Annotated in this window: 18 protein-coding genes, 1 pseudogene and 1 other annotated feature; of the genes and pseudogenes, 8 read left to right on the top strand and 11 right to left on the bottom strand. The window is 49.5% G+C overall.

Annotated elements, in window-relative coordinates; all coding sequences use genetic code 11:
• The first annotated feature begins 145 nt into the window (after nucleotides 1-145).
• Nucleotides 146-1,792 carry a fumarate hydratase FumA gene (fumA, locus tag SF1635; RefSeq protein NP_707511.1) on the top strand — a complete coding sequence of 549 codons (1,647 nt, stop codon included), beginning with the start codon at nucleotides 146-148 and terminating at the stop codon, nucleotides 1,790-1,792.
• A 142-nt stretch (nucleotides 1,793-1,934) separates the two neighbouring features.
• A complete protein-coding gene (fumC, locus tag SF1634) occupies nucleotides 1,935-3,338 on the top strand; it encodes a fumarate hydratase (protein ID NP_707510.1) in 1,404 nt (467 codons plus the stop codon).
• Here fumC and tus read toward each other — a convergent pair.
• From tus to rstA, 4 genes are all read right to left on the bottom strand, one after another.
• Nucleotides 3,335-4,264: a DNA replication terminus site-binding protein gene (tus, locus tag SF1633; RefSeq protein ID NP_707509.2), complete on the bottom strand. Its 930-nt coding sequence runs from the start codon at nucleotides 4,262-4,264 to the stop codon at nucleotides 3,335-3,337. The two genes, fumC and tus, sit on opposite strands and share 4 nt — an antisense overlap.
• A 75-nt stretch (nucleotides 4,265-4,339) precedes the next feature.
• Nucleotides 4,340-5,641 carry a sensor protein RstB gene (rstB, locus tag SF1632; RefSeq protein NP_707508.2) on the bottom strand — a complete coding sequence of 434 codons (1,302 nt, stop codon included), beginning with the start codon at nucleotides 5,639-5,641 and terminating at the stop codon, nucleotides 4,340-4,342.
• Nucleotides 5,642-5,819: 178 nt separating this feature from the next.
• Nucleotides 5,820-7,139, bottom strand: a complete 1,320-nt coding sequence (locus tag SF1631; RefSeq protein NP_707507.2) for an L-cystine transporter TcyP — start codon at nucleotides 7,137-7,139, stop codon at nucleotides 5,820-5,822.
• Between the two features lie 224 nt (nucleotides 7,140-7,363).
• A complete protein-coding gene (rstA, locus tag SF1629; RefSeq protein ID NP_707505.2) occupies nucleotides 7,364-8,107 on the bottom strand; it encodes a DNA-binding transcriptional regulator RstA in 744 nt (247 codons plus the stop codon).
• A gap of 128 nt (nucleotides 8,108-8,235) precedes the next feature.
• Between rstA and ydgC the strand changes: the two genes are divergently transcribed.
• Nucleotides 8,236-8,571 (top strand): hypothetical protein, encoded by a 336-nt coding sequence (gene ydgC / locus SF1628; protein NP_707504.1) that lies wholly within the window; start codon nucleotides 8,236-8,238, stop codon nucleotides 8,569-8,571.
• Here ydgC and ydgB read toward each other — a convergent pair.
• From ydgB to SF1625, 3 genes are all read right to left on the bottom strand, one after another.
• Nucleotides 8,568-9,290 carry a dihydromonapterin reductase gene (gene ydgB, locus SF1627; RefSeq protein NP_707503.1) on the bottom strand — a complete coding sequence of 241 codons (723 nt, stop codon included), beginning with the start codon at nucleotides 9,288-9,290 and terminating at the stop codon, nucleotides 8,568-8,570. The two genes, ydgC and ydgB, sit on opposite strands and share 4 nt — an antisense overlap.
• Before the next feature lie 36 nt (nucleotides 9,291-9,326).
• The gene (locus SF1626) at nucleotides 9,327-10,709 is read right to left on the bottom strand and encodes an arginine/ornithine antiporter (protein NP_707502.1); all 1,383 of its coding nucleotides are present in this window, start codon (nucleotides 10,707-10,709) and stop codon (nucleotides 9,327-9,329) included.
• 185 nt (nucleotides 10,710-10,894) lie between these two features.
• The gene (locus SF1625; RefSeq protein ID NP_707501.1) at nucleotides 10,895-11,839 is read right to left on the bottom strand and encodes a hypothetical protein; all 945 of its coding nucleotides are present in this window, start codon (nucleotides 11,837-11,839) and stop codon (nucleotides 10,895-10,897) included.
• Between the two features lie 508 nt (nucleotides 11,840-12,347).
• Here SF1625 and pntA point away from each other — a divergent pair.
• Together pntA and pntB are read left to right on the top strand one after the other, a co-directional pair.
• On the top strand, nucleotides 12,348-13,895 hold the full coding sequence (gene pntA / locus SF1624; protein NP_707500.2) for an NAD(P) transhydrogenase subunit alpha: 1,548 nt from the start codon (nucleotides 12,348-12,350) through the stop codon (nucleotides 13,893-13,895).
• Nucleotides 13,896-13,905: 10 nt separating this feature from the next.
• The gene (gene pntB / locus SF1623; protein ID NP_707499.1) at nucleotides 13,906-15,294 is read left to right on the top strand and encodes a pyridine nucleotide transhydrogenase; all 1,389 of its coding nucleotides are present in this window, start codon (nucleotides 13,906-13,908) and stop codon (nucleotides 15,292-15,294) included.
• 24 nt (nucleotides 15,295-15,318) lie between these two features.
• Here the strand turns inward: pntB and tqsA are convergent, their stop codons facing one another.
• Nucleotides 15,319-16,353, bottom strand: a complete 1,035-nt coding sequence (gene tqsA, locus SF1622; RefSeq protein NP_707498.1) for a pheromone autoinducer 2 transporter — start codon at nucleotides 16,351-16,353, stop codon at nucleotides 15,319-15,321.
• A gap of 410 nt (nucleotides 16,354-16,763) precedes the next feature.
• On the opposite strand from tqsA, the gene SF1621 reads away from it, so the two are divergent.
• Nucleotides 16,764-17,129 carry a multidrug efflux system protein MdtJ gene (locus SF1621; protein ID NP_707497.1) on the top strand — a complete coding sequence of 122 codons (366 nt, stop codon included), beginning with the start codon at nucleotides 16,764-16,766 and terminating at the stop codon, nucleotides 17,127-17,129.
• Nucleotides 17,116-17,445, top strand: coding sequence for a multidrug efflux system protein MdtI (locus SF1620; RefSeq protein NP_707496.1), 330 nt, complete (start codon nucleotides 17,116-17,118; stop codon nucleotides 17,443-17,445). The genes SF1621 and SF1620 overlap by 14 nt, the downstream gene beginning before the upstream one ends.
• A gap of 38 nt (nucleotides 17,446-17,483) precedes the next feature.
• On the opposite strand, the gene SF1619 is transcribed toward SF1620, so the two are convergent.
• The 3 genes and pseudogenes from SF1619 to ynfM all read right to left on the bottom strand — a co-directional run bounded on the left by SF1619 (nucleotide 17,484) and on the right by ynfM (nucleotide 20,566).
• Entirely contained in the window at nucleotides 17,484-18,305 is an 822-nt protein-coding gene (locus tag SF1619; protein NP_707495.1) for a hypothetical protein, read from the bottom strand.
• Nucleotides 18,306-18,580: 275 nt separating this feature from the next.
• On the bottom strand, nucleotides 18,581-18,916 hold the full coding sequence (gene asr, locus SF1618; RefSeq protein NP_707494.3) for an acid shock protein: 336 nt from the start codon (nucleotides 18,914-18,916) through the stop codon (nucleotides 18,581-18,583).
• A 396-nt stretch (nucleotides 18,917-19,312) separates the two neighbouring features.
• Nucleotides 19,313-20,566, bottom strand: a sequence feature (Similar to Escherichia coli K12 transport protein gi: 1787880 (418 aa). BLAST with identity of 98% in 418 aa. This CDS contains an in-frame stop codon. The sequence has been checked and is believed to be correct.).
• Nucleotides 19,313-20,566: pseudogene (ynfM, locus tag SF1617) on the bottom strand. (Overlaps the previous feature by 1,254 nt.)
• 106 nt (nucleotides 20,567-20,672) lie before the next feature.
• On the opposite strand from ynfM, the gene ynfL reads away from it, so the two are divergent.
• Nucleotides 20,673-21,575, top strand: a complete 903-nt coding sequence (gene ynfL, locus SF1616) for a LysR family transcriptional regulator (RefSeq protein ID NP_707493.1) — start codon at nucleotides 20,673-20,675, stop codon at nucleotides 21,573-21,575.
• The last annotated feature ends 130 nt before the right edge of the window (nucleotides 21,576-21,705 follow it).

Raw genomic sequence — 21,705 nt, 5'->3', positions numbered from 1 at the left:
TACGGGAAGTAACCTGGAGCCGCAAAAAGTCGTACTAGTCTCAGTTTTTGTTAAAAAACTGTGTAGGATATTGTTACTCGCTTTTAACAGGGCAACGGAACACCCGCCCAGAGCATAACCAAACCAGGCAGTAAGTGAGAGAACAATGTCAAACAAACCCTTTCATTATCAGTCTCCTTTTCCACTCAAAAAAAATGATACTGAGTATTACCTGCTAACCAGTGAACACGTTAGCGTATCTGAATTTGAAGGGCAGGAGATTTTGAAAGTCGCACCCGAAGCGTTAACTCTGTTGGCGCGTCAGGCGTTTCATGATGCGTCGTTTATGCTGCGTCCGGCTCACCAACAACAGGTGGCCGACATTCTGCGTGACCCGGAGGCCAGCGAAAATGATAAATATGTGGCGCTGCAATTCCTGCGTAACTCCGACATCGCGGCGAAAGGCGTTCTGCCAACCTGTCAGGATACCGGCACCGCGATTATTGTTGGTAAAAAAGGGCAGCGTGTATGGACCGGTGGTGGTGATGAAGCGGCGCTGGCGCGCGGTGTCTATAACACTTATATCGAAGATAATCTGCGCTACTCGCAAAACGCGCCGCTGGATATGTATAAAGAAGTGAATACCGGCACCAATCTGCCAGCGCAGATCGATCTTTATGCCGTTGATGGCGACGAATACAAATTCCTCTGTATCGCAAAAGGTGGTGGTTCGGCAAACAAGACGTATCTCTATCAGGAAACCAAAGCGTTACTGACGCCGGGGAAACTGAAAAATTACCTGGTTGAGAAGATGCGCACGCTGGGTACCGCGGCCTGTCCTCCGTATCATATTGCGTTCGTTATTGGTGGAACTTCTGCAGAAACGAACCTTAAAACGGTGAAACTGGCTTCCGCGAAATACTATGATGAACTGCCAACGGAAGGGAATGAGCACGGTCAGGCGTTCCGCGATGTGGAACTGGAAAAAGAATTACTGATCGAAGCGCAAAATCTCGGTCTGGGTGCGCAGTTTGGTGGTAAATACTTCGCTCACGACATCCGCGTGATTCGCCTGCCACGTCACGGCGCATCCTGTCCGGTTGGTATGGGTGTTTCCTGCTCTGCTGACCGTAATATCAAAGCGAAGATCAACCGTCAGGGGATCTGGATCGAAAAACTGGAACATAATCCAGGTAAATATATCCCTGAAGAGCTGCGTAAAGCGGGAGAAGGCGAAGCGGTGCGCGTTGACCTTAACCGTCCGATGAAAGAGATCCTCGCACAGTTGTCGCAGTATCCCGTTTCTACACGCTTATCGCTTAACGGCACGATTATCGTTGGTCGTGATATTGCTCACGCCAAACTGAAAGAGCGGATGGATAACGGTGAAGGGCTGCCGCAATACATTAAAGATCATCCGATTTACTACGCGGGTCCGGCCAAAACGCCGGAAGGTTATGCCTCCGGTTCTCTTGGCCCAACGACCGCCGGACGGATGGATTCTTATGTCGATCAACTGCAAGCGCAGGGCGGAAGTATGATCATGCTGGCGAAAGGCAACCGCAGCCAGCAGGTGACGGATGCCTGTAAAAAACACGGCGGCTTCTACCTTGGCAGTATCGGTGGTCCGGCCGCTGTATTGGCGCAGGGAAGTATTAAGAGCCTGGAATGTGTTGAATATCCGGAACTGGGAATGGAAGCCATCTGGAAAATTGAAGTGGAAGATTTCCCGGCGTTTATCCTTGTGGATGATAAAGGAAATGACTTCTTCCAGCAGATACAACTCACACAGTGCACTCGCTGTGTGAAATAAACAGAGCCGCCCTTCGGGGCGGTTTTTTTACATGGCACGAAAGACCAAACATTTGTTATCAAATAGTAAATAATGAGTGAGCTAAAAGTTGCTTAACGAAAGCAAAACAGAAAGAAAAAATTAATCAGGTGAGGAGCAGGCCATGAATACAGTACGCAGCGAAAAAGATTCGATGGGGGCGATTGATGTCCCGGCAGATAAGCTGTGGGGCGCACAAACTCAACGCTCGCTGGAGCATTTCCGCATTTCGACGGAGAAAATGCCCACCTCACTGATTCATGCGCTGGCGCTAACCAAGCGCGCAGCGGCAAAAGTTAATGAAGATTTAGACTTGTTGTCTGAAGAGAAAGCGAGCGCCATTCGGCAGGCGGCGGATGAAGTACTGGCAGGACAGCATGACGACGAATTCCCGCTGGCTATCTGGCAGACCGGCTCCGGCACGCAAAGTAACATGAACATGAACGAAGTGCTGGCTAACCGGGCCAGTGAATTACTCGGCGGTGTGCGCGGGATGGAACGTAAAGTTCACCCTAACGACGACGTGAACAAAAGCCAAAGTTCCAACGATGTCTTTCCGACGGCGATGCACGTTGCGGCGCTGCTGGCACTGCGCAAGCAACTCATTCCGCAGCTTAAAACCCTGACACAGACGCTGAGTGAAAAATCGCGTGCATTTGCCGATATCGTCAAAATCGGTCGAACCCACTTGCAGGACGCCACGCCGCTAACACTAGGGCAGGAGATTTCCGGCTGGGTAGCGATGCTCGAGCATAATCTCAAACATATCGAATACAGCCTGCCTCACGTAGCGGAACTGGCTCTTGGCGGTACAGCGGTGGGTACTGGACTAAATACCCATCCGGAGTATGCGCGTCGCGTAGCAGATGAACTGGCAGTCATTACCTGTGCACCGTTTGTTACCGCGCCGAACAAATTTGAAGCGCTTGCGACCTGTGATGCCCTGGTTCAGGCGCACGGCGCGTTGAAAGGGTTGGCTGCGTCACTGATGAAAATCGCCAATGATGTCCGCTGGCTGGCCTCTGGCCCGCGCTGCGGAATTGGTGAAATCTCAATCCCGGAAAATGAGCCGGGCAGCTCAATCATGCCGGGGAAAGTGAACCCAACCCAGTGTGAAGCATTAACCATGCTCTGCTGTCAGGTAATGGGGAACGACGTGGCGATCAACATGGGTGGCGCTTCCGGTAACTTTGAACTGAACGTCTTCCGTCCGATGGTGATCCATAATTTCCTGCAATCGGTGCGCTTGCTGGCAGATGGCATGGAAAGTTTTAACAAACACTGCGCAGTGGGTATTGAACCGAATCGTGAGCGAATCAATCAATTACTCAATGAATCGCTGATGCTGGTGACTGCGCTTAACACCCACATTGGTTATGACAAAGCCGCGGAGATCGCCAAAAAAGCGCATAAAGAAGGGCTGACCTTAAAAGCTGCGGCCCTTGCGCTGGGGTATCTTAGCGAAGCCGAGTTTGACAGCTGGGTACGGCCAGAACAGATGGTCGGCAGTATGAAAGCCGGGCGTTAATCTGCAACATACAGGTGCAGCCGTGGAATGATCAAACGAAGCGGCTGCGCCTGAGGTTTATAACGGTGCTGCACATTGTCGGCATCGTAATTTAACAACTCACCAACGTCCGGCACGCCCGCGCCATTATCCCGATTAATCAGTGCAATCAGTGGTGTAGGGCAGGCGTGTTGGACTTGTTTTTGATCTCCTTTGTACCAGACGCGGGCAATCGGCTGCACCTTCACTGGACGTTTGATTTTTAACTTCGCGTTCTGTGGCAGGGCAGCGATATCCTGATACTCTCGCTCCAGTTTTCTTTGCCACTCCTCGCGCGTCCACGGTGCGACACTGCGTGGTGATTTCAGGCTTTTTTCCAGCTGTGCCAGGACTTCATCACGATGCAAATTCTTAATGATATGTTTATTAGCCCAACCAAAGCGTAAAGTGGCGGGGTCGTGCAGAACGGTGAGCGTGCGGTAAGCATTAAGGGTGATCAGCCCCGGCAAATGACGATGCACCCATTCAAAACGTGCCGCGGTGGGGAGTTCTGATTCAACCGTGACGATATGCTCGAACGTGGTCTTGAGTTTATTGATGTGCTGAATATGACTGACCAACGCTGCTTGCGAAAGGTTATCGACCTGGTAACACAACACGCCAGGCAGACGGACAGCGGCCTTGCTGCTGCGATTTTCGGACTGTTGTTGAATAAATAAATGGCGGAAATGACGCAACGCCAGCGACTGCGCGTCGTTGCCGAGATGTTGTTTTACCTCAATACGATTAAGCGGATTATGCTCATCCTCTTTTTTTACCTCCGGCAAAGAGAACACGCGGGCAACCAATAGCTTGTGTTGCTCAAGATGAGCGGCAAATGTAGCCAGCTCTTGTTCCATCTGGCGAAAGGTAGTGTTGAGTCGGTCTACGAGATCGTAACGCGCCATAATATTAACCACTTTAGTTACAACATACTTATTTTATAGCACAGTCGTGGTGACTTGACCATCGTGCGCGTAGTGTCAGGCAGAGGTAAATTGCGGGATGTTATGCCATAACGGCCAGCTAAACGAGAAGCGAGCACCACCCAGTTCGCTGATGTCACAATTAACCGTACCGCCCATTGTCAGTGCTATTGAGTGGACAATTGCCAGCCCCAGCCCGCAGCCGCCGGTTGAGCGATCCCGGCTGGGATCGAGGCGAACAAAAGGTTCAAAGATATGTTCGCGGTTTTCTGGGGCAATCCCTGGGCCATCATCCTCAACAATTAATGTCGCTCTATTCCCCGACAGTAGCAGGCTGGTTTCAACCGTTGAATGGCAGTAGCGCAGGGCGTTATTGAGCAAATTATCCAGCACGCGCTCCATTAAGCGCATATCCAACGCCGCATAATGGCCTTGCATGAGCGTTTTTATCCGTACCGTTTTATCGGGCGTTACTGCCTGAATATCTGCCAGATGCGTTGACAGCCACAACGGCAGGTCTGGTTCGCTAAGATGAAGCTCGTTTTGTGGGCGATCGAGTCGGGCATAAGTCAGCAGCTCTTCAATTAAAGCTTCAAGTTGACTGATATCACGATTCAACGCCTGGGATTCGGCGGCGCTCAGGTTATCGCTCATCTCCAGTCGATAACGCAGGCGCACTAACGGTGTTCGCAGTTCGTGAGCGATACCGTCAATAAGCTGTTTTTTGCTGGCAATTAAGGCGTTGATATTGTCCGCCATCTGGTTAAATGCGATACCAAGTCGTTCAAAGCTCGAACCCTCATCAAAGTGGATACGTTCATTGAGATGCCCATCGCCAAATCGTTGCGCCGCTGCTTCCAGTTTTAACATATCCTGCCAGTGCGGACGCATCCAGATAAACACCGGAAAGGCGAGGGAAATAGCAATAAAAGCGATCAGGGCGATATCCAGCAATCGCATTTGATGGAGGTAATAAAGATAAGGAACAGGACCAACTGCCAGCACGTAGTGGCTGCGCGGGATACGCTGCAAAAACGTGTACTGATCGTCCAGGGCGACAATTTCGCCGCCACGCAGTCGGTGCATGGAAATATCATCAAGATGGTATTTACTCAGTGGCTCGACACGCAGATCGAAAGAGAGATTTAAATCCATCTCTTTCAGCGTCTTACCCCAGTCGTGTGGGGGGATCTCTCGCAATTCGCTGCGCATCAGATACAGCGAACTGTTCATCAAATCATCCAGCGACTGTTTGCCCGCGCGTTCGGCGGTAAATTTGTACACCAGCCCAACCAGCAGAGACATCACAAGGAAGCAGACAAACAATAACAGGTAAAACTGGATAAACAATTTTTTCATTGGCATCGCCCGCAACAGAATACTATTCGTATTAATTCACGACTGTGGAGCAATGTAAACCGCCAACTGGATAAGACCTTGTTTGGAAGATAATGTCCGGAACAGACGGATGTATCCCCGGTGTATTCATATTCAGTAAATTCAATTTTCCACCGGGGCTTGTTTATTATGCTAAGGTTTAATTTAACGTGACGCTTTGTTGTTCTTTAGTCTCTCTATCCTTAAGAAGACGGGCTGATATTACACCGGACATTATTGAACCATTCACATTAAGCGCTGTTCTTGCCATATCAACGATCGGCTCTATGGCAATAAAAATAACTACTAATGCGACAGGGAAATTAAGTGTTGAAAGGACAATCAGCGCCGCGAATGTCCCACCACTACCTACGCCTGCTACCCCTATTGAGCCAAGCGCGATGGCAGGTAAAAGAGTTGCGAGGAATTGCAATGAGAAGGGATCGATACCCATTGTTGGAGCAATCATCGCCACCATCACGGCAGGATAAATCCCAGCGCAGCCATTTTGTCCCATGCTGGAACCAAAAGACGCTGCAATATTAGCAATCGTATTTGGAACCCCCAATTTTTCCAATGCAGAAATAGCCAGAGGAATTGAAGCCGCACTACTGCGAGAAACAAACGCAAAGGTAAGTACTTGCCAGACGGTCTTGTAATAGTTAACGGGGTTTTTACCTATTAACAGCAAAATGCCCGAGTGAACAATAAACATCACAAAAACGGCCAGATAACAGGCGACGATGAACCCGAGCAAATTGGTAAACTGTGAAAGCTGATACGTTGAGAAGACTTTCGCCATTAGTGCCATTACCCCATAAGGCGTCAGCGCAATGACAATACGGACCATTTTCATTACCCATATTTGAATCGCGTTGATCCCCGCGCTCAATTTTTCGCCCTCTGCTGGTGCATCTTTCTTTACTTTTAACAGCGCAATACCAGCAAGAATTGTAAAGATGACGATGCCAATAACCGAAACACTTCTTGCCCCGGTCAGATCAAGGAAGAGGTTGGTTGGGATCAATGACGTAATGAGTCGCGGTAAAGATACCGCAGCTGTTTTCGAGACGTCATCGCTGGTTAAAGAGGATTGCATATGACCAAAGGCGCTGGCATCAAGGCCAATTGCACTGGCAATAGCCAGGCCAACTAAACCTGCAATCATGACTAAACACAACATACAGGCAACAATAGTTAAAGACATCTTGCCAATACCAGCGCTATTTTCGAGCTTATTAATCGCTGAAAGAATCGAAATGAATATGAGTGGAACGGCAACAAGTTTTAATAAATTAACATAACCGTTACCAGCAATATTATACCATTCGATAACGGTTTCACTGCTTGTCTCAGGAATGAAATGCAGGGAGATACCAATGATAGCCCCCAGGAAAATCGCGATAAAAACACTTTTGGAAAGGGATTCGCTCTTTTGATCCGTTTTGAAAATCCCCCATGAGCAGATCAAAAAAAGCACAATATATGTGAAAGTTGTAACCGTTTTTTAAGCCTCTTGCCTCATTCAGCACCTGAAATGCCGGAAAGAGTTTGTTGTAAAAAATCTGCGCCATAAGACGCAGGGACGAGGCGATTATAGAGAAATTTTTTCTCATTTTCATATCAAATGTAGGGGGTTTGGAATTTGAATAAGCTCTTATTAATTGAATTCGTTAATTGTTCTCTTTTTCAGATGAACAAATATTAGTCATCTGATTGTTTATTGTCACTATCCCATGCATGAGGCGCAAAAAGATAGCCTTTGTTACGCACAGTTTTAATGCGATAAGGTTCTGCGGCGTTATCGAGCAGTTTTTTTCTTAACCGCGAAATAGCCACGTCCACGCTACGATCCAGTCCGTCATAACTGACGCCGCGTAAATTTTTCAGCAATGCATCGCGGTCCATGATTTGCCCGGCATGCGTAGCTAGTTCCCACAATAATTCGAAATCAGCTGTCGAGAGCGAGATTTCAGTGTTAGCCAGGGTGACTACGCGGTTGATGGGGTCGATAGTTAACGTGCCGAAATGCAGGGCTTTGTAGGGAGTAAGAGACGTTTCCTGAAGACCTTTGGTCAGTGTGGCTTGCTCATTCTGACGCAAATGCAAACGTAAACGCGCTAGCAAAACAGCAGGGGGCGTCGTTTTGAGAATATAGTCGCAGGCACCCATTTCCAGTGCCAGGATGTGGTTCATATCGCTATCGAGAGAGGTTAGAAGAACAATCGGTCCAGACCACTTTGCGCGTAAATCACGACAAATGGTCATGCCGTCCTTGCCTGGTAGCATGATGTCGAGTAACACCAAATCCGGATTTTCTCGCAAAATGGTTTCTTCGGCCTGGTCGCCGCGCGGTTCTACGGTAACCTGCATATCATGTTTTGCCAGGTACGCGGCAATCAGTGAACCGACTTCCGCATCATCTTCCACAAATACGATAGTGTTCATAACATTCACGGTAGATATAAAAACGTCACAATACACCGCGCTGTTTTTACTTACTATCAATCGTTTCTAAACAAGTTTTCATCAGGTATTCTACTGATGACTTGTTATGGAAGTGTTAAGGTAAAAAGATGGGGCTGGTAATCAAAGCCGCGCTCGGTGCGCTGGTAGTGCTGTTGATTGGTGTTTTAGCAAAAACGAAAAATTATTATATCGCCGGGCTGATTCCACTTTTCCCGACCTTTGCGCTTATCGCGCATTATATTGTTGCCAGCGAACGCGGCATTGAAGCCTTACGCGCAACCATCATTTTTAGTATGTGGTCGATTATTCCCTATTTTGTTTACCTGGTGTCGCTGTGGTATTTCACCGGAATGATGCGCTTGCCCGCCGCTTTTGTTGGTTCTGTTGCGTGTTGGGGGATAAGCGCATGGGTGTTGATTATATGCTGGATAAAGCTGCATTAACGCAGATGACGACCGCCATCAAGTGGGAAACTGCGTCCGGTGACAAAGCAACTGGTAAGTAAGTAATCGACCAGGTCGATCACTTCTTTCTCGCCAGGCGCGGTTTTCATCAGTGATTTATTCAGCGCCTGTTGTCGATATTCGGCATCATCATGTTCATTAAACAGGATCAGCGATGGCGCAATAGAATTCACTTTCACTTCCGGTGCCAGCTTGCGGGCAAACGAGCGGGTCATATTATCCAGTGCCGCTTTGCTTGCAGCATACGCAACATGTTTGTCGCTACCGCGCTCCACCACATAATCGGTAAAGTGAATGATATCGCTGGCGGCGTGTCCGTGCCCACGCAGTAATCTTTCCAGCGCATGGTTGAGCAGGTATGGGGTATTAACGTGGATCTGCATCATGCAAGCCAGTACGTCGGCCAGTGGCGCACCCGGTTTTTCCGCAATCCACGCACTGGCGTTATGCAAAATAGCACGCAGACCATGGGTGGTTTTTAGTACTTCATCGGCAAACGCCATCACACCGTCGTTGGTCGAAAAATCAGCCTGAATACACTGCGCACCTGCATTAATCAGTCCATCAATGGCTGGATAGTGTGTCCGATAGCTGACAATCACCGGTTGCTTTTGATTAATGAAATGCCATGCGAGGGCGAGGCCGATGCGACGACCTCCGCCAGTAATTAATATTGGCAAGGGCTGGGTTTTACCCATCGTTATCTCCTTTGCTATCCAACGATGGGATGAACGTTATCCCACCAGCATCCAGGTCGCCGGAACTGAGGCAATTAACAGCATGCCAATCAGCACCATTTCCTGACGGTTCAGTACATTATCATGTGTATGCGTTTTGCGCGCATACAGGAAAACCAGCAGCCCCGGTGCATACAGAACAACGGATAACAGCAAGTGCATTGGACCAGAGGCGTACAATAACCATAAGCCATAAATGCAGGCACCGACACCTACCGCTTTATGCAGTGGACGGGTTGCGATTTTCAGCAAGAACGCGCCGACCAGGAAATAGGGCACCAGAATCATTTCTGAGGCGATGGTCAGCAACGTGTTGTAATCGGAACCGGTCAGCCAGATGAGTACCAGACAAATTTGCACGCAGATGTTGGTCAACCACAGTGAGGCGGATGGCGCAGCTTGTGCGTTCTGGCGCGCAAAAATGCGTGGGAATGCTTTATGAGTGGCAGCCAGGAACGGAACTTCTGCCGCCATGATGGTCCAGCTTAAGTACGCGCCGCAAACGGAAACGATCAAACCGGCAGCGATGATGATTTCGCCCCATGGTCCCATCATTTCCACCATCAGACCGGCCATTGACGGGTTACGAATTTCAGCCAGTTCAGGACGTGCCACCACACCCAGCGAAAGCAGCGTTACCAGCAAGTAAACGCCCAGAGCGGAGAGAACCGCCAGCAGTGTCGCTTTGCCAACATCACGTTTATTACGCGCACGCGCAGAAACAACCACGGCACCTTCCACACCAATGAAAACCCACAGGGTGATCAGCATGGTGTTTTTCACCTGTTCCCAAACAGGTACGCCAAGTGCAAGTCCGGTGAAGTCGAGCTTGAAGGTATCCAGTTTGAACATCATCATCGCCAGCACAACAAACAGACCCAGCGGCAACAATTTTGCCAGTGTCGCCACCAGGTTAATGCTGGCAGCGGTTTGCACCCCGCGCAGGATCAAAAAGTGAACAATCCACAATAAAGCCGATGCACCGACTATCGATTGCCAGGTATTACCATCGCCAAACAGGCGCAATTCCGGCGTGTCCGTAAAAAAGCTTAACGCGGAAAAAACGATCACCAGATAGGAGACGTTGGCGATGACCGCGCACAGCCAGTATCCCCATGCGGAACAAAAGCCGATTAGCTCGCCAAACCCTTCGCGGGCATAGGTAAAGATACCGCCATCAAGTTCGGGACGAATGCGCGTGAGGATCAGCATGGCAAAGGCCAGCAATAAAATGCCAGCGCCAGTAATACCCCAGCCGATGAGCAGTGCTGCCGGGCTGGCAACTGCCGCCATATTTTGCGGCAGACTGAAAACACCCGCGCCCAGCATTGAGCTTAATACCAGCGCGGTGAGTGCGCTCAGTCCCAGTTTCTTTTCCATCGATATCCAGTGATTAAAACGTGATAAGAAGAATAAATATTAGGGCAAAACGCATAAAAATGGAGTTTGCCACTGAAGCGCGGGATTTTACGAAGAGATGTGTCTGCATGCAATGGTCGCGGGGAAATTTGTGACTAAAAATGCGAAAGGCGGCATCAAGCCGCCTTATAGGAGTAACTGAATAGTTATTTATACAGATCTGCGCTGACGGTCAGGTTATTACCACGTTTCTGCCACTGGCGGGTGATGTGGTAATACTTAGCACCTTTCTTCGCGGCACGTTTCGCAACCTGATAGGAGACTTCGGTCATGTTGCCGTAGTTGCCAGAGAATTTGATGCTGTCGAACGGGACCATCATCGCTGCTGTCGCTTTGTTCAGTTCTTCGACTTTAGTGCCATCCGGGAGCGTGACGGTGTAACGCCCGCCTTTTGATGACTGGGTTTCAAAGAAGCGACCGACTTCAGAACTTGGTGATGCGGTAGTCGCAACACCCGGGATCTCAACTTTCTTCGCGGCTTCGCCACCGGCAGCCAGAGCTGCACGTCCTGCTTCGGAATCTGCCGGGATCACATCCGGGCTCTGGACGATACGTTTCTTAGCATCTTTTTTATAGATGAATGCAGTAATACGCTGGTTGCCGCCCTGGTTGGCATCGATTTGACGAACGATGTAGAAAGAGTAGGCACCTTTCGCTTTTGCCGCTTTGGTGATGGCATCATTGACTTCTGGCTGGCTACGATAGAAGCCCTGGACGGTGACCGTGTCAAACGGTTCAATCAGAACAGCCTGATCTTTCGGCAGTTCGACAACACCGTTAATTACGCGATTACTTGTTTCTTCTGCTTTTTCAGCATCGGCTTTATAGAGGTCAGCGACCACACGCCAGTTACCGCTGTTACCAAAATCAGAAGTGTCGACAACATAAAAAGAGGCGGCACCTTCTTTATCTGCGCGACGAGAAACGGCTTTCACCGCTTCGCCAATAGCATTAAAACGACCGGTAACCACTACACGGTCAAAAGGTTTAACCGCTGCCGCTTGCTCCGGTGTCAGTTCTGTTGCTGCGTTAACGGAGAATGCCGTAGCAGAAAGCAGTGCCGACGCCAGGAGGGTGTTCTTAAGCTTCATAAAAATAATCCTTCGCCTTGCGCAAACCAGGTACTGGTATTGTTATTAACGAGAAACGTGGCTGATTATTGCATTTAAACGGTGTAACTGTCTGCGTCATTTTTCATATCACATTCCTTAAACCAATTTTAATCCTGCTCAAATGACCGTCTATGCTTAAAAAACAGCCGTATCAGCATCATTACTACTGAAGCAACTGAATTGTATAAGTTAATTTAATGTTAAGTAGTGATTCGTGCCGGGGCGATGTCTCGTTTTACCCGACCGTCGAAGACAATTATCAGTCTTTATCCGGCGTTCTAAGGTGTTTATCCCACTATCACGGCTGAATCGTTAATATTTTGCGAGTTCACGCCGAAATACTGATTTTTGGCGCTAGATCACAGGCATAATTTTCAGTACGTTATAGGGCGTTTGTTACTAATTTATTTTAACGGAGTAACATTTAGCTCGTACATGAGCAGCTTGTGTGGCTCCTGACACAGGCAAACCATCATCAATAAAACCGATGGAAGGGAATATCATGCGAATTGGCATACCAAGAGAACGGTTAACCAATGAAACCCGTGTTGCAGCAACGCCAAAAACAGTGGAACAGCTGCTGAAACTGGGTTTTACCGTCGCGGTAGAGAGCGGCGCGGGTCAACTGGCAAGTTTTGACGATAAAGCGTTTGTGCAAGCGGGCGCTGAAATTGTAGAAGGGAATAGCGTCTGGCAGTCAGAGATCATTCTGAAGGTCAATGCGCCGTTAGATGATGAAATTGCGTTACTGAATCCCGGGACAACGCTGGTGAGTTTTATCTGGCCTGCGCAGAATCCGGAATTAATGCAAAAACTTGCGGAACGTAACGTGACCGTGATGGCGATGGACTCTGTGCCGCGTATCTCACGCGCACAATCGCTGGACGCACTAAGCTCGATGGCGAATATCGCCGGTTATCGCGCCATTGTTGAAGCGGCACATGAATTTGGGCGCTTCTTTACCGGGCAAATCACTGCGGCCGGGAAAGTGCCACCGGCAAAAGTGATGGTGATTGGTGCCGGTGTTGCAGGTTTGGCCGCCATTGGCGCAGCAAACAGTCTCGGCGCGATTGTGCGTGCATTCGACACCCGCCCGGAAGTGAAAGAACAAGTTCAAAGTATGGGCGCGGAATTCCTCGAGCTGGATTTTAAAGAGGAAGCGGGCAGCGGCGATGGCTATGCCAAAGTGATGTCGGACGCGTTCATCAAAGCGGAAATGGAACTCTTTGCCGCCCAGGCAAAAGAGGTCGATATCATTGTCACCACCGCGCTTATTCCAGGCAAACCAGCGCCGAAGCTAATTACCCGTGAAATGGTTGACTCCATGAAGGCGGGCAGTGTGATTGTCGACCTGGCAGCCCAAAACGGTGGCAACTGTGAATACATCGTGCCGGGTGAAATCTTCAGTACGGAAAATGGTGTCAAAGTGATTGGTTATACCGATCTTCCGGGCCGTCTGCCGACGCAATCCTCACAGCTTTACGGTACTAACCTCGTTAATCTGCTGAAACTGTTGTGCAAAGAGAAAGACGGCAATATCACTGTTGATTTTGATGATGTGGTGATTCGCGGCGTGACCGTGATCCGTGCGGGCGAAATTACCTGGCCGGCACCGCCGATTCAGGTATCAGCTCAGCCGCAGGCGGCACAAAAAGCGGCACCGGAAGTGAAAACTGAGGAAAAATGTGCCTGCTCACCGTGGCGTAAATACGCGTTGATGGCGCTGGCAATCATCCTGTTCGGTTGGCTGTCAAGCGTTGCGCCGAAAGAGTTTCTTGGGCACTTCACCGTTTTCGCGCTGGCCTGCGTTGTCGGTTATTACGTGGTGTGGAATGTATCGCACGCGCTGCATACACCGTTGATGTCGGTTACCAACGCGATTTCAGGGATTATTGTTGTCGGAGCACTGTTGCAGATTGGCCAGGGAGGCTGGGTTAGCTTCCTTAGTTTTATCGCGGTGCTTATAGCCAGCATTAATATTTTCGGTGGCTTCACCGTGACTCAGCGCATGCTGAAAATGTTCCGCAAAAATTAAGGGGTAACATATGTCTGGAGGATTAGTTACAGCTGCATACATTGTTGCCGCGATCCTGTTTATCTTCAGTCTGGCCGGTCTTTCGAAACATGAAACGTCTCGCCAGGGTAACAACTTCGGTATCGCCGGGATGGCGATTGCGTTAATCGCAACCATTTTTGGACCGGATACGGGTAATGTTGGCTGGATCTTGCTGGCGATGGTCATTGGTGGGGCAATTGGTATCCGGCTGGCGAAGAAAGTTGAAATGACCGAAATGCCAGAACTGGTGGCGATCCTGCACAGCTTCGTGGGTCTGGCGGCAGTGCTGGTTGGCTTTAACAGTTATCTGCATCATGACGCGGGAATGGCACCGATTCTGGTCAATATTCACCTGACGGAAGTGTTCCTCGGTATCTTCATCGGGGCGGTAACGTTCACGGGCTCGGTGGTGGCGTTCGGCAAACTGTGTGGCAAGATTTCGTCTAAACCGTTGATGCTGCCAAACCGTCACAAAATGAACCTGGCGGCTCTGGTCGTTTCCTTCTTGCTGCTGATTGTATTTGTTCGCACGGACAGCGTCGGCCTGCAAGTGCTGGCATTGCTGATAATGACCGCCATTGCGCTGGTATTCGGCTGGCATTTAGTCGCCTCCATCGGTGGTGCAGATATGCCGGTGGTGGTGTCGATGCTGAACTCGTACTCCGGCTGGGCGGCTGCGGCTGCGGGCTTTATGCTCAGCAACGACCTGCTGATTGTGACCGGTGCGCTGGTCGGTTCTTCGGGGGCTATCCTTTCTTACATTATGTGTAAGGCGATGAACCGTTCCTTTATCAGCGTTATTGCGGGTGGTTTCGGCACCGACGGCTCTTCTACTGGCGATGATCAGGAAGTGGGTGAGCACCGCGAAATCACCGCAGAAGAGACAGCGGAACTGCTGAAAAACTCCCATTCAGTGATCATTACTCCGGGGTACGGCATGGCAGTCGCGCAGGCGCAATATCCTGTCGCTGAAATTACCGAGAAACTCCGCGCTCGTGGTATTAATGTGCGTTTCGGTATCCACCCGGTTGCGGGGCGTTTGCCTGGACATATGAACGTATTGCTGGCTGAAGCAAAAGTACCGTATGACATCGTGCTGGAAATGGACGAGATCAACGATGACTTTGCTGATACCGATACCGTACTGGTGATTGGTGCTAACGATACGGTTAACCCGGCGGCGCAGGATGATCCGAAGAGTCCGATTGCTGGTATGCCTGTGCTGGAAGTGTGGAAAGCGCAGAACGTGATTGTCTTTAAACGTTCGATGAACACTGGCTATGCTGGTGTGCAAAACCCGCTGTTCTTCAAGGAAAACACCCACATGCTGTTTGGTGACGCCAAAGCCAGCGTGGATGCAATCCTGAAAGCTCTGTAACCCTGACGGCCTCTGCGGAGGCCGTCACTCTTTATTGAGATCGCTTAACAGAACGGCGATGCTTTGACCTCCCGCTGTTTGTTCAAGCGCAATTTTGACAATAATTGTCAACGGCACGGAAAGCAGCATACCCACCGGTCCTAACAACCATCCCCAAAAAATCAACGACAAAAATACCACCAATGTCGAAAGCCCCAGCCCACGTCCCATGATGCGCGGCTCCAGAATATTGCCGAAGACCAGATTAATCAGCAGATATCCCGCCAGCACCAGCAACGCTTCGTAGAAGCCATTAAACACCAGTACCTGAGCGATAGGGGGGATTGCCGCGAGAACTGAACCAATATTAGGGATGTAATTAAGCGCAAAGGCCAGCAATCCCCAGACAAAAGCGAAGCGAACATCGAGTGCGGCGAGCATCGCCCAGGCGACCAGGCCGGTGATGATGCTGATGGCTGTTTTCAGCACCAGATAATGAGAAACACTGTCAATCGCACGTTGAATCGCCGCCATCCCTTCAACCGGACGCGCCATCATTTGCTGAAATTTTCCGGGCAATTGTGGCACTTCGAGCAGCATAAACAGCACCGTCAGCAGCAATAAAAATATTGATGACATGGCATTAGATAACTGCGTCAATAAGTTGGTGAGCAACGTCATCGCCGCGTTCGGATCAATGTAATGCGCCAGTTGGTCAACTGAGACGTCAATCCCTACGCGTTGCAACAACGGCTCAAGAGCTTGCAGCGGCGTCATAATAGAGTTGCGATATTGCGGTAACGTCCGCGTCAACTCGTTGAGCGCGGAACCCAGATAAGCTAATAGCAACACCATCGCCATCACGATGATTGTCATCAAAATCGACACTGCCAGTACACGCGGTACACGCCAGCGGACCATATGTTGCACCAGCGGGTTAAGAATAACAGCAATAAATAATGCGAGAATAAACGGCACGATGATCTCGGCGGCAAAACGGATACCGCAGAGAATAATGACCAGCATTCCCAACATAATGACGATTTTTAGGCCATTGAGCGTGATGATCGGCTTTGCCATGCTTGTCCCCGTTTTTCTTCCTTTGCTAATAATAATGTCTTTTTCGCTCCGTCATCATAACGAAAATCAAACCGCTCAGGTAAAGAAGTGAAAATATTTTGAGTTAATTCTTAAGCTATGATACAAATCAGGCGTGTTCAACTACCGAGGACAATTATCATCTGCGATGACGAGAAGCAACACTGCGGATAATTGTAATATTATGGACAATTTGTTCAGGACGTTATTTTCTACATTTACCCATCTTCGTACCTCATCCACTATCTTGCTCGTAGGTGAGCAGCACTGGCGCAACGCGCTTTAGTCCTTTCTTCTGCCTAAGCTTGCCCTATGCGCAGGGCTTGACCACTTTACTTTGGTTTCGCTGAATTAAGCGAAAATTAAAATAGTTCTCTTGCAGGAGAAGGACAATGTATATTTATTGGATTTTATTAGGTCTGGCTATTGCTACAGAAATTACCGGTACGCTGTCAATGAAATGGGCGAGCGTCAGTGAGGGAAATGGCGGCTTTATTTTAATGCTGGTGATGATTTCTCTGTCGTATATATTTCTCTCTTTCGCCGTTAAAAAAATCGCCTTAGGCGTAGCTTATGCGCTGTGGGAAGGTATCGGTATTTTATTTATTACCTTGTTTAGCGTTTTGTTATTCGACGAAAGTTTATCGCTGATGAAAATTGCCGGGTTAACCACCCTGGTCGCCGGGATAGTGTTGATCAAATCAGGTACCCGTAAAGCGCGTAAACCTGAACTGGAGGTGAACCATGGCGCAGTTTGAATGGGTTCACGCCGCCTGGCTGGCATTGGCAATCGTGCTGGAAATCGTTGCTAACGTCTTTTTGAAATTTTCTGACGGCTTTCGTCGCAAAATATTTGGCTTGCTCTCCCTGGCGGCGGTGCTGGCGGCCTTTAGTGCGCTTTCTCAGGCCGTTAAAGGGATCGACTTGTCTGTCGTTTATGCATTGTGGGGCGGGTTTGGTATTGCCGCCACGTTAGCCGCAGGTTGGATCTTGTTTGGTCAACGGTTAAATCGTAAAGGCTGGATTGGCCTGGTCTTGCTGTTGGCTGGAATGATCATGGTGAAACTTGCCTGATGAAGACGCTGCCCGCGCTGTCGGGCAGCGTTTGAACATTATTTTTGCGACAGTTGATCCAGCTTGTCGCGAAAACCGGTAACAGAAATGGCCCGGTTATCGGCGCGCCAGCGATCTTTCGCGGCAGGAGCCGAACTTTGCACCCCAATTAATTGCCAGCCGTCATCGGTATGCAACATCAGAGGCGAACCGCTGTCACCCGGCAAGGTATCGCACTGATGTGACATCACCGACGTTTGCGCCCAGCCAGTCACTTCACAGTTTTGATGACTGTATAACGTATCGAGATGATCTTCAGGGTATCCCGCCTGAGTCACTTTACGACCAGCCGATTTTAATGCGGCAGTAAGCGCGGCTTTATCTCCCTCAAATAACGGCAACGGTGTAATGCCAGAAGGGGGATTACGTAGCACAATCAATCCGAAGTCCCACGGTGCAGCTGCGGGAGGAACAATCCAACCATCCCCATCTGCTTTTAACCGCTTTCCCAGTGTCGGATCAACGCGGCCTTCTATGTCGTGGATCTCATAGCGCCAAAGACCTTTATTTGACACAAAACGCAGCGCTACCGCCTTATCCGCTTTACCCTTAGGCGGCGTCAATAAACAGTGTCCTGCCGTTAATGCCAGATTGGGTGCAATCAGCGTCGCCGTACATAAATTGCCGCTGGCCGTTTCCAGTTGCCCAACCGCATCCCACGGTGATTGGGTCGTGTCATTCACTGGCACACGATCATCATGACCAAAAAACAGGGTGCTGACCTCATCGTTTGCCGATTTGGCAACGTCTGGTTTATCTGCAAACACAAAAGCAGACGTCAAACTAATTGCACCCAACACTACAGCAATGGTTGTACGCATATCACACTCTGGTGGGTAATTATGATTATTAAAAGCAAACCCTCATAAATACTATAGACGGGACGGGATGAAAGTGGGAGTAAAATCAGATAACTACAGTCAGGAAAGATAAAAACGGGCGGCAATCAGTGCGCATAAAATAAGGATGATAAGAATGAACTCAAAGCGATAACGGCCCACCATACTACCCTCCGCTAAAGGCGGTGCTAAACGTTACCCGCTTAGCACCGTAATTTTCAGGCGCGAGGGGGCGCGCCAGCATTACTGTTGAAAACTTACGCTGCGGGTTGTGCAGCAGGTTTTGCCGGTTGCTGATGGCCGTGTTTCCCGGCGTGTTTCTTCGCTGCCTGCGCTTTTTGTTCAGGGGCTTTCTGTTCAGCTTTCGTATTTTTATGATGCTTTTTAGCCGCCTGCGCTTTCTGGGCAGGTGCTGCTTTATGCTGTTTTTTATGATGTGTAGTTTTCGCTGGCGCTGCTTTGGTGGTCGTCGCAGTCGGAGCAGGTGTGGTCGCAGTCTCTGCAGCAAAGGCGGCAGAAGACAGACCCATAGCAGCGGCAACAACCAGAGCTAATACTTTTTTCATTGTCATACCCTCAATTTGTTTTTTCATTTAACCCCACTGCGGGGCCGTTGAAATAACTATATCCCTGGGAATGGCAGACTTCCGTGAGTGGTTGGTTTCAGCGTGTAACGATATGTACAAACGCTGAATAAATTACAGCGTTGATAATAACGTATTGTGACTTAAGGAAAATTTAGCTACCAATAATAGTAGTCTTGATCGGGTTAACTATTATACTACTTACAAAGCGGTAGAATAACTGCGCATCAGTAATAAATGACACACAGCAAAATGAATCCGTTTATTTGGGTACTTATAATCCTGATGACGCTAGATGCGCTGCGGGAATTGGCTGGCGCTTCGTCTATTTTAGGATGGCTATTAACGTTGGTTTGAGCAGGCAATAAGTCCGGACGGGTATTTACCGCAGTCCGGACTTATTTTTCAGGCGTGCAGACGACGATGCAAACGCGTCCCGACCAGCAGAGCAATGACCAGCATCAGAGCAATAAATGCGCCGACGCCGTTCCAGCCATAGTTATGCCAGAAAACACCACCCAGCGTCCCGGCAATACTCGACCCCAGATAGTAACTGAACAGATACAGCGAGGAGGCCTGGCCTTTAGCGCGTTTTGCGCGGGGGCCGATCCAGCTGCTGGCTACTGAGTGGGCTGCGAAGAATCCGGCTGAGAAGAGTAACATTCCGGCAAAGATCAGCCACAGCGAGCTAAATAAGGTCATCAGTAAACCAAACGGCATAACTCCCGTCGAAAACAACATCACCGGACCGCGCCCATAGCGGGTGGTCATGGTTCCGGCTTTGGGTGAGCTCCATGTACCGGTCAAATAAGCCAGCGATAATAAGCCAACCACGGCCTGACTGACATGCTAGGGGGAAAGCATCAACCGATAGCCGATGTAATTAAACAGCGTGACGAACGACCCCATCAGCAAAAAGCCTTCTGCGAACAATAACGGTAATCCCCGGTCACGCCAGTGCAGACGAAAGTTGATAAATAACGTCTTAGGGCGCAGCGAAGTCGGGCAAAAATGGCGTGATTCAGGGAGGATTTTCCAGAACATCAACGCCGAGGCCAGCGCGAAACAACCGATTGCCGCCAGAGCAATTCGCCAGTTGAAAAAGTCCGTGAAGACACCACTAATTAAGCGTCCGCTCATGCCGCCAATTGAGTTGCCGCTGATATACAACCCCATCGAAAAGGCCACGAAACTGGGGTGGATTTCCTCGCTAAGATAAGTCATGCCAACAGCTGCCACGCCACTTAACGAAAGCCCAATCAAGGCGCGCATAATCAAAATGCCGTGCCAGCTGGTCATCATTGTCGAAAGTAACGTACAAATGGAGGCCAACAGTAGCGCCGTGACCATCACTGGTTTGCGACCAATGGCATCGGATAGCGGGCCAGTAAATAGCAAACCGATAGCCAACATCGCCGTGGAAATGGACAGTGAAATACTACTGTTCGCGGGCGTTAAGCCAAACTCCTGCGAAAGCACCGGAAGGATAGGCTGCACACAATAGAGAAGTGCAAAGGTTGCCAGTCCGGCAGAGAACAGCGCCAGGGTGACGCGCATAAATTGCGGCGTACCGCGTTTAATAAATTGATTTGGCTGAGAAATGCTTTGCTTGTCAGTGTCGCTTGCCGGAGCGCCATCAACAGTTGTAGTACGGCTCACTTGAAATCCTTGCTAAATATGCCTGTGGATCAGGCTTATACATAGGGTAGGAAAATCGAATTGTTCTGTCTAATATATTAATAATCTCAAATAAGATGTTTTAAATATGAATATTGAACTTCGTCATCTGCGTTACTTTGTTGCTGTTGCGGAAGAGCTGCATTTTGGGCGCGCGGCTGCCCGCCTGAATATTTCGCAACCGCCGCTAAGTCAGCAGATTCAGGCACTGGAGCAACAAATCGGTGCCCGACTGCTGGCACGAACTAATCGCAGTGTATTGCTGACGGCAGCAGGAAAACAGTTTCTTGCAGATAGTCGGCAAATCCTGTCTATGGTGGATGACGCTGCCGCTCGCGCTGAAAGACTGCATCAGGGTGAAGCGGGGGAGTTGCGTATTGGTTTTACTTCGTCCGCTCCTTTTATTCGGGCGGTGTCCGATACGTTATCGCTGTTTCGCCGTGATTATCCTGATGTCCATTTACAAACCCGCGAAATGAACACTCGCGAGCAAATCGCTCCGCTCATTGAAGGAACGCTGGATATGGGATTGCTGCGTAACACAGCGTTACCGGAGACGCTTGAACACGCAGTCATCGTCCATGAACCGCTTATGGCGATGATCCCGTACGATCATCCCCTGGCAAATAATCCGAGTGTAACACTGGCTGAACTGGCTGAACTGGCGAAAGAACCCTTTGTCTTTTTTGATCCGCACGTCGGGACTGGGCTGTATGACGATATTCTCGGACTGATGCGACGTTACCATTTGACGCCCGTCATCACTCAGGAGGTGGGCGAGGCAATGACCATCATCGGTCTGGTTTCCGCCGGTCTGGGTGTTTCAATTTTGCCTGCGTCATTTAAACGTGTTCAGCTCAACGAAATGCGCTGGGTGCCGATTGCTGAAGAGGATGCGGTTTCTGAAATGTGGTTGGTCTGGCCGAAACATCATGAACAAAGTCCAGCTGCGCGTAACTTTCGTATTCATCTGCTGAATGCTCTCAGGTGAGGGAAATTTCAGCGAAAAAGCCCGAAAAATGTGCTGTTAATCACATGCCTAAGTAAAAATTTGACGACACGTATTGAAGTGCTTCACCATAGCCTACAGATTATTTCGGAGCGCGAAAATATAGGGAGTA

The organism is Shigella flexneri 2a str. 301 (genome assembly GCF_000006925.2).
In the GTDB taxonomy this organism is placed as follows: Bacteria; Pseudomonadota; Gammaproteobacteria; order Enterobacterales; family Enterobacteriaceae; genus ECMA0423.
The sequence above is the reverse complement of the archived record's forward strand: the minus strand, read 5'-3'. Positions and strand labels throughout refer to the sequence as shown.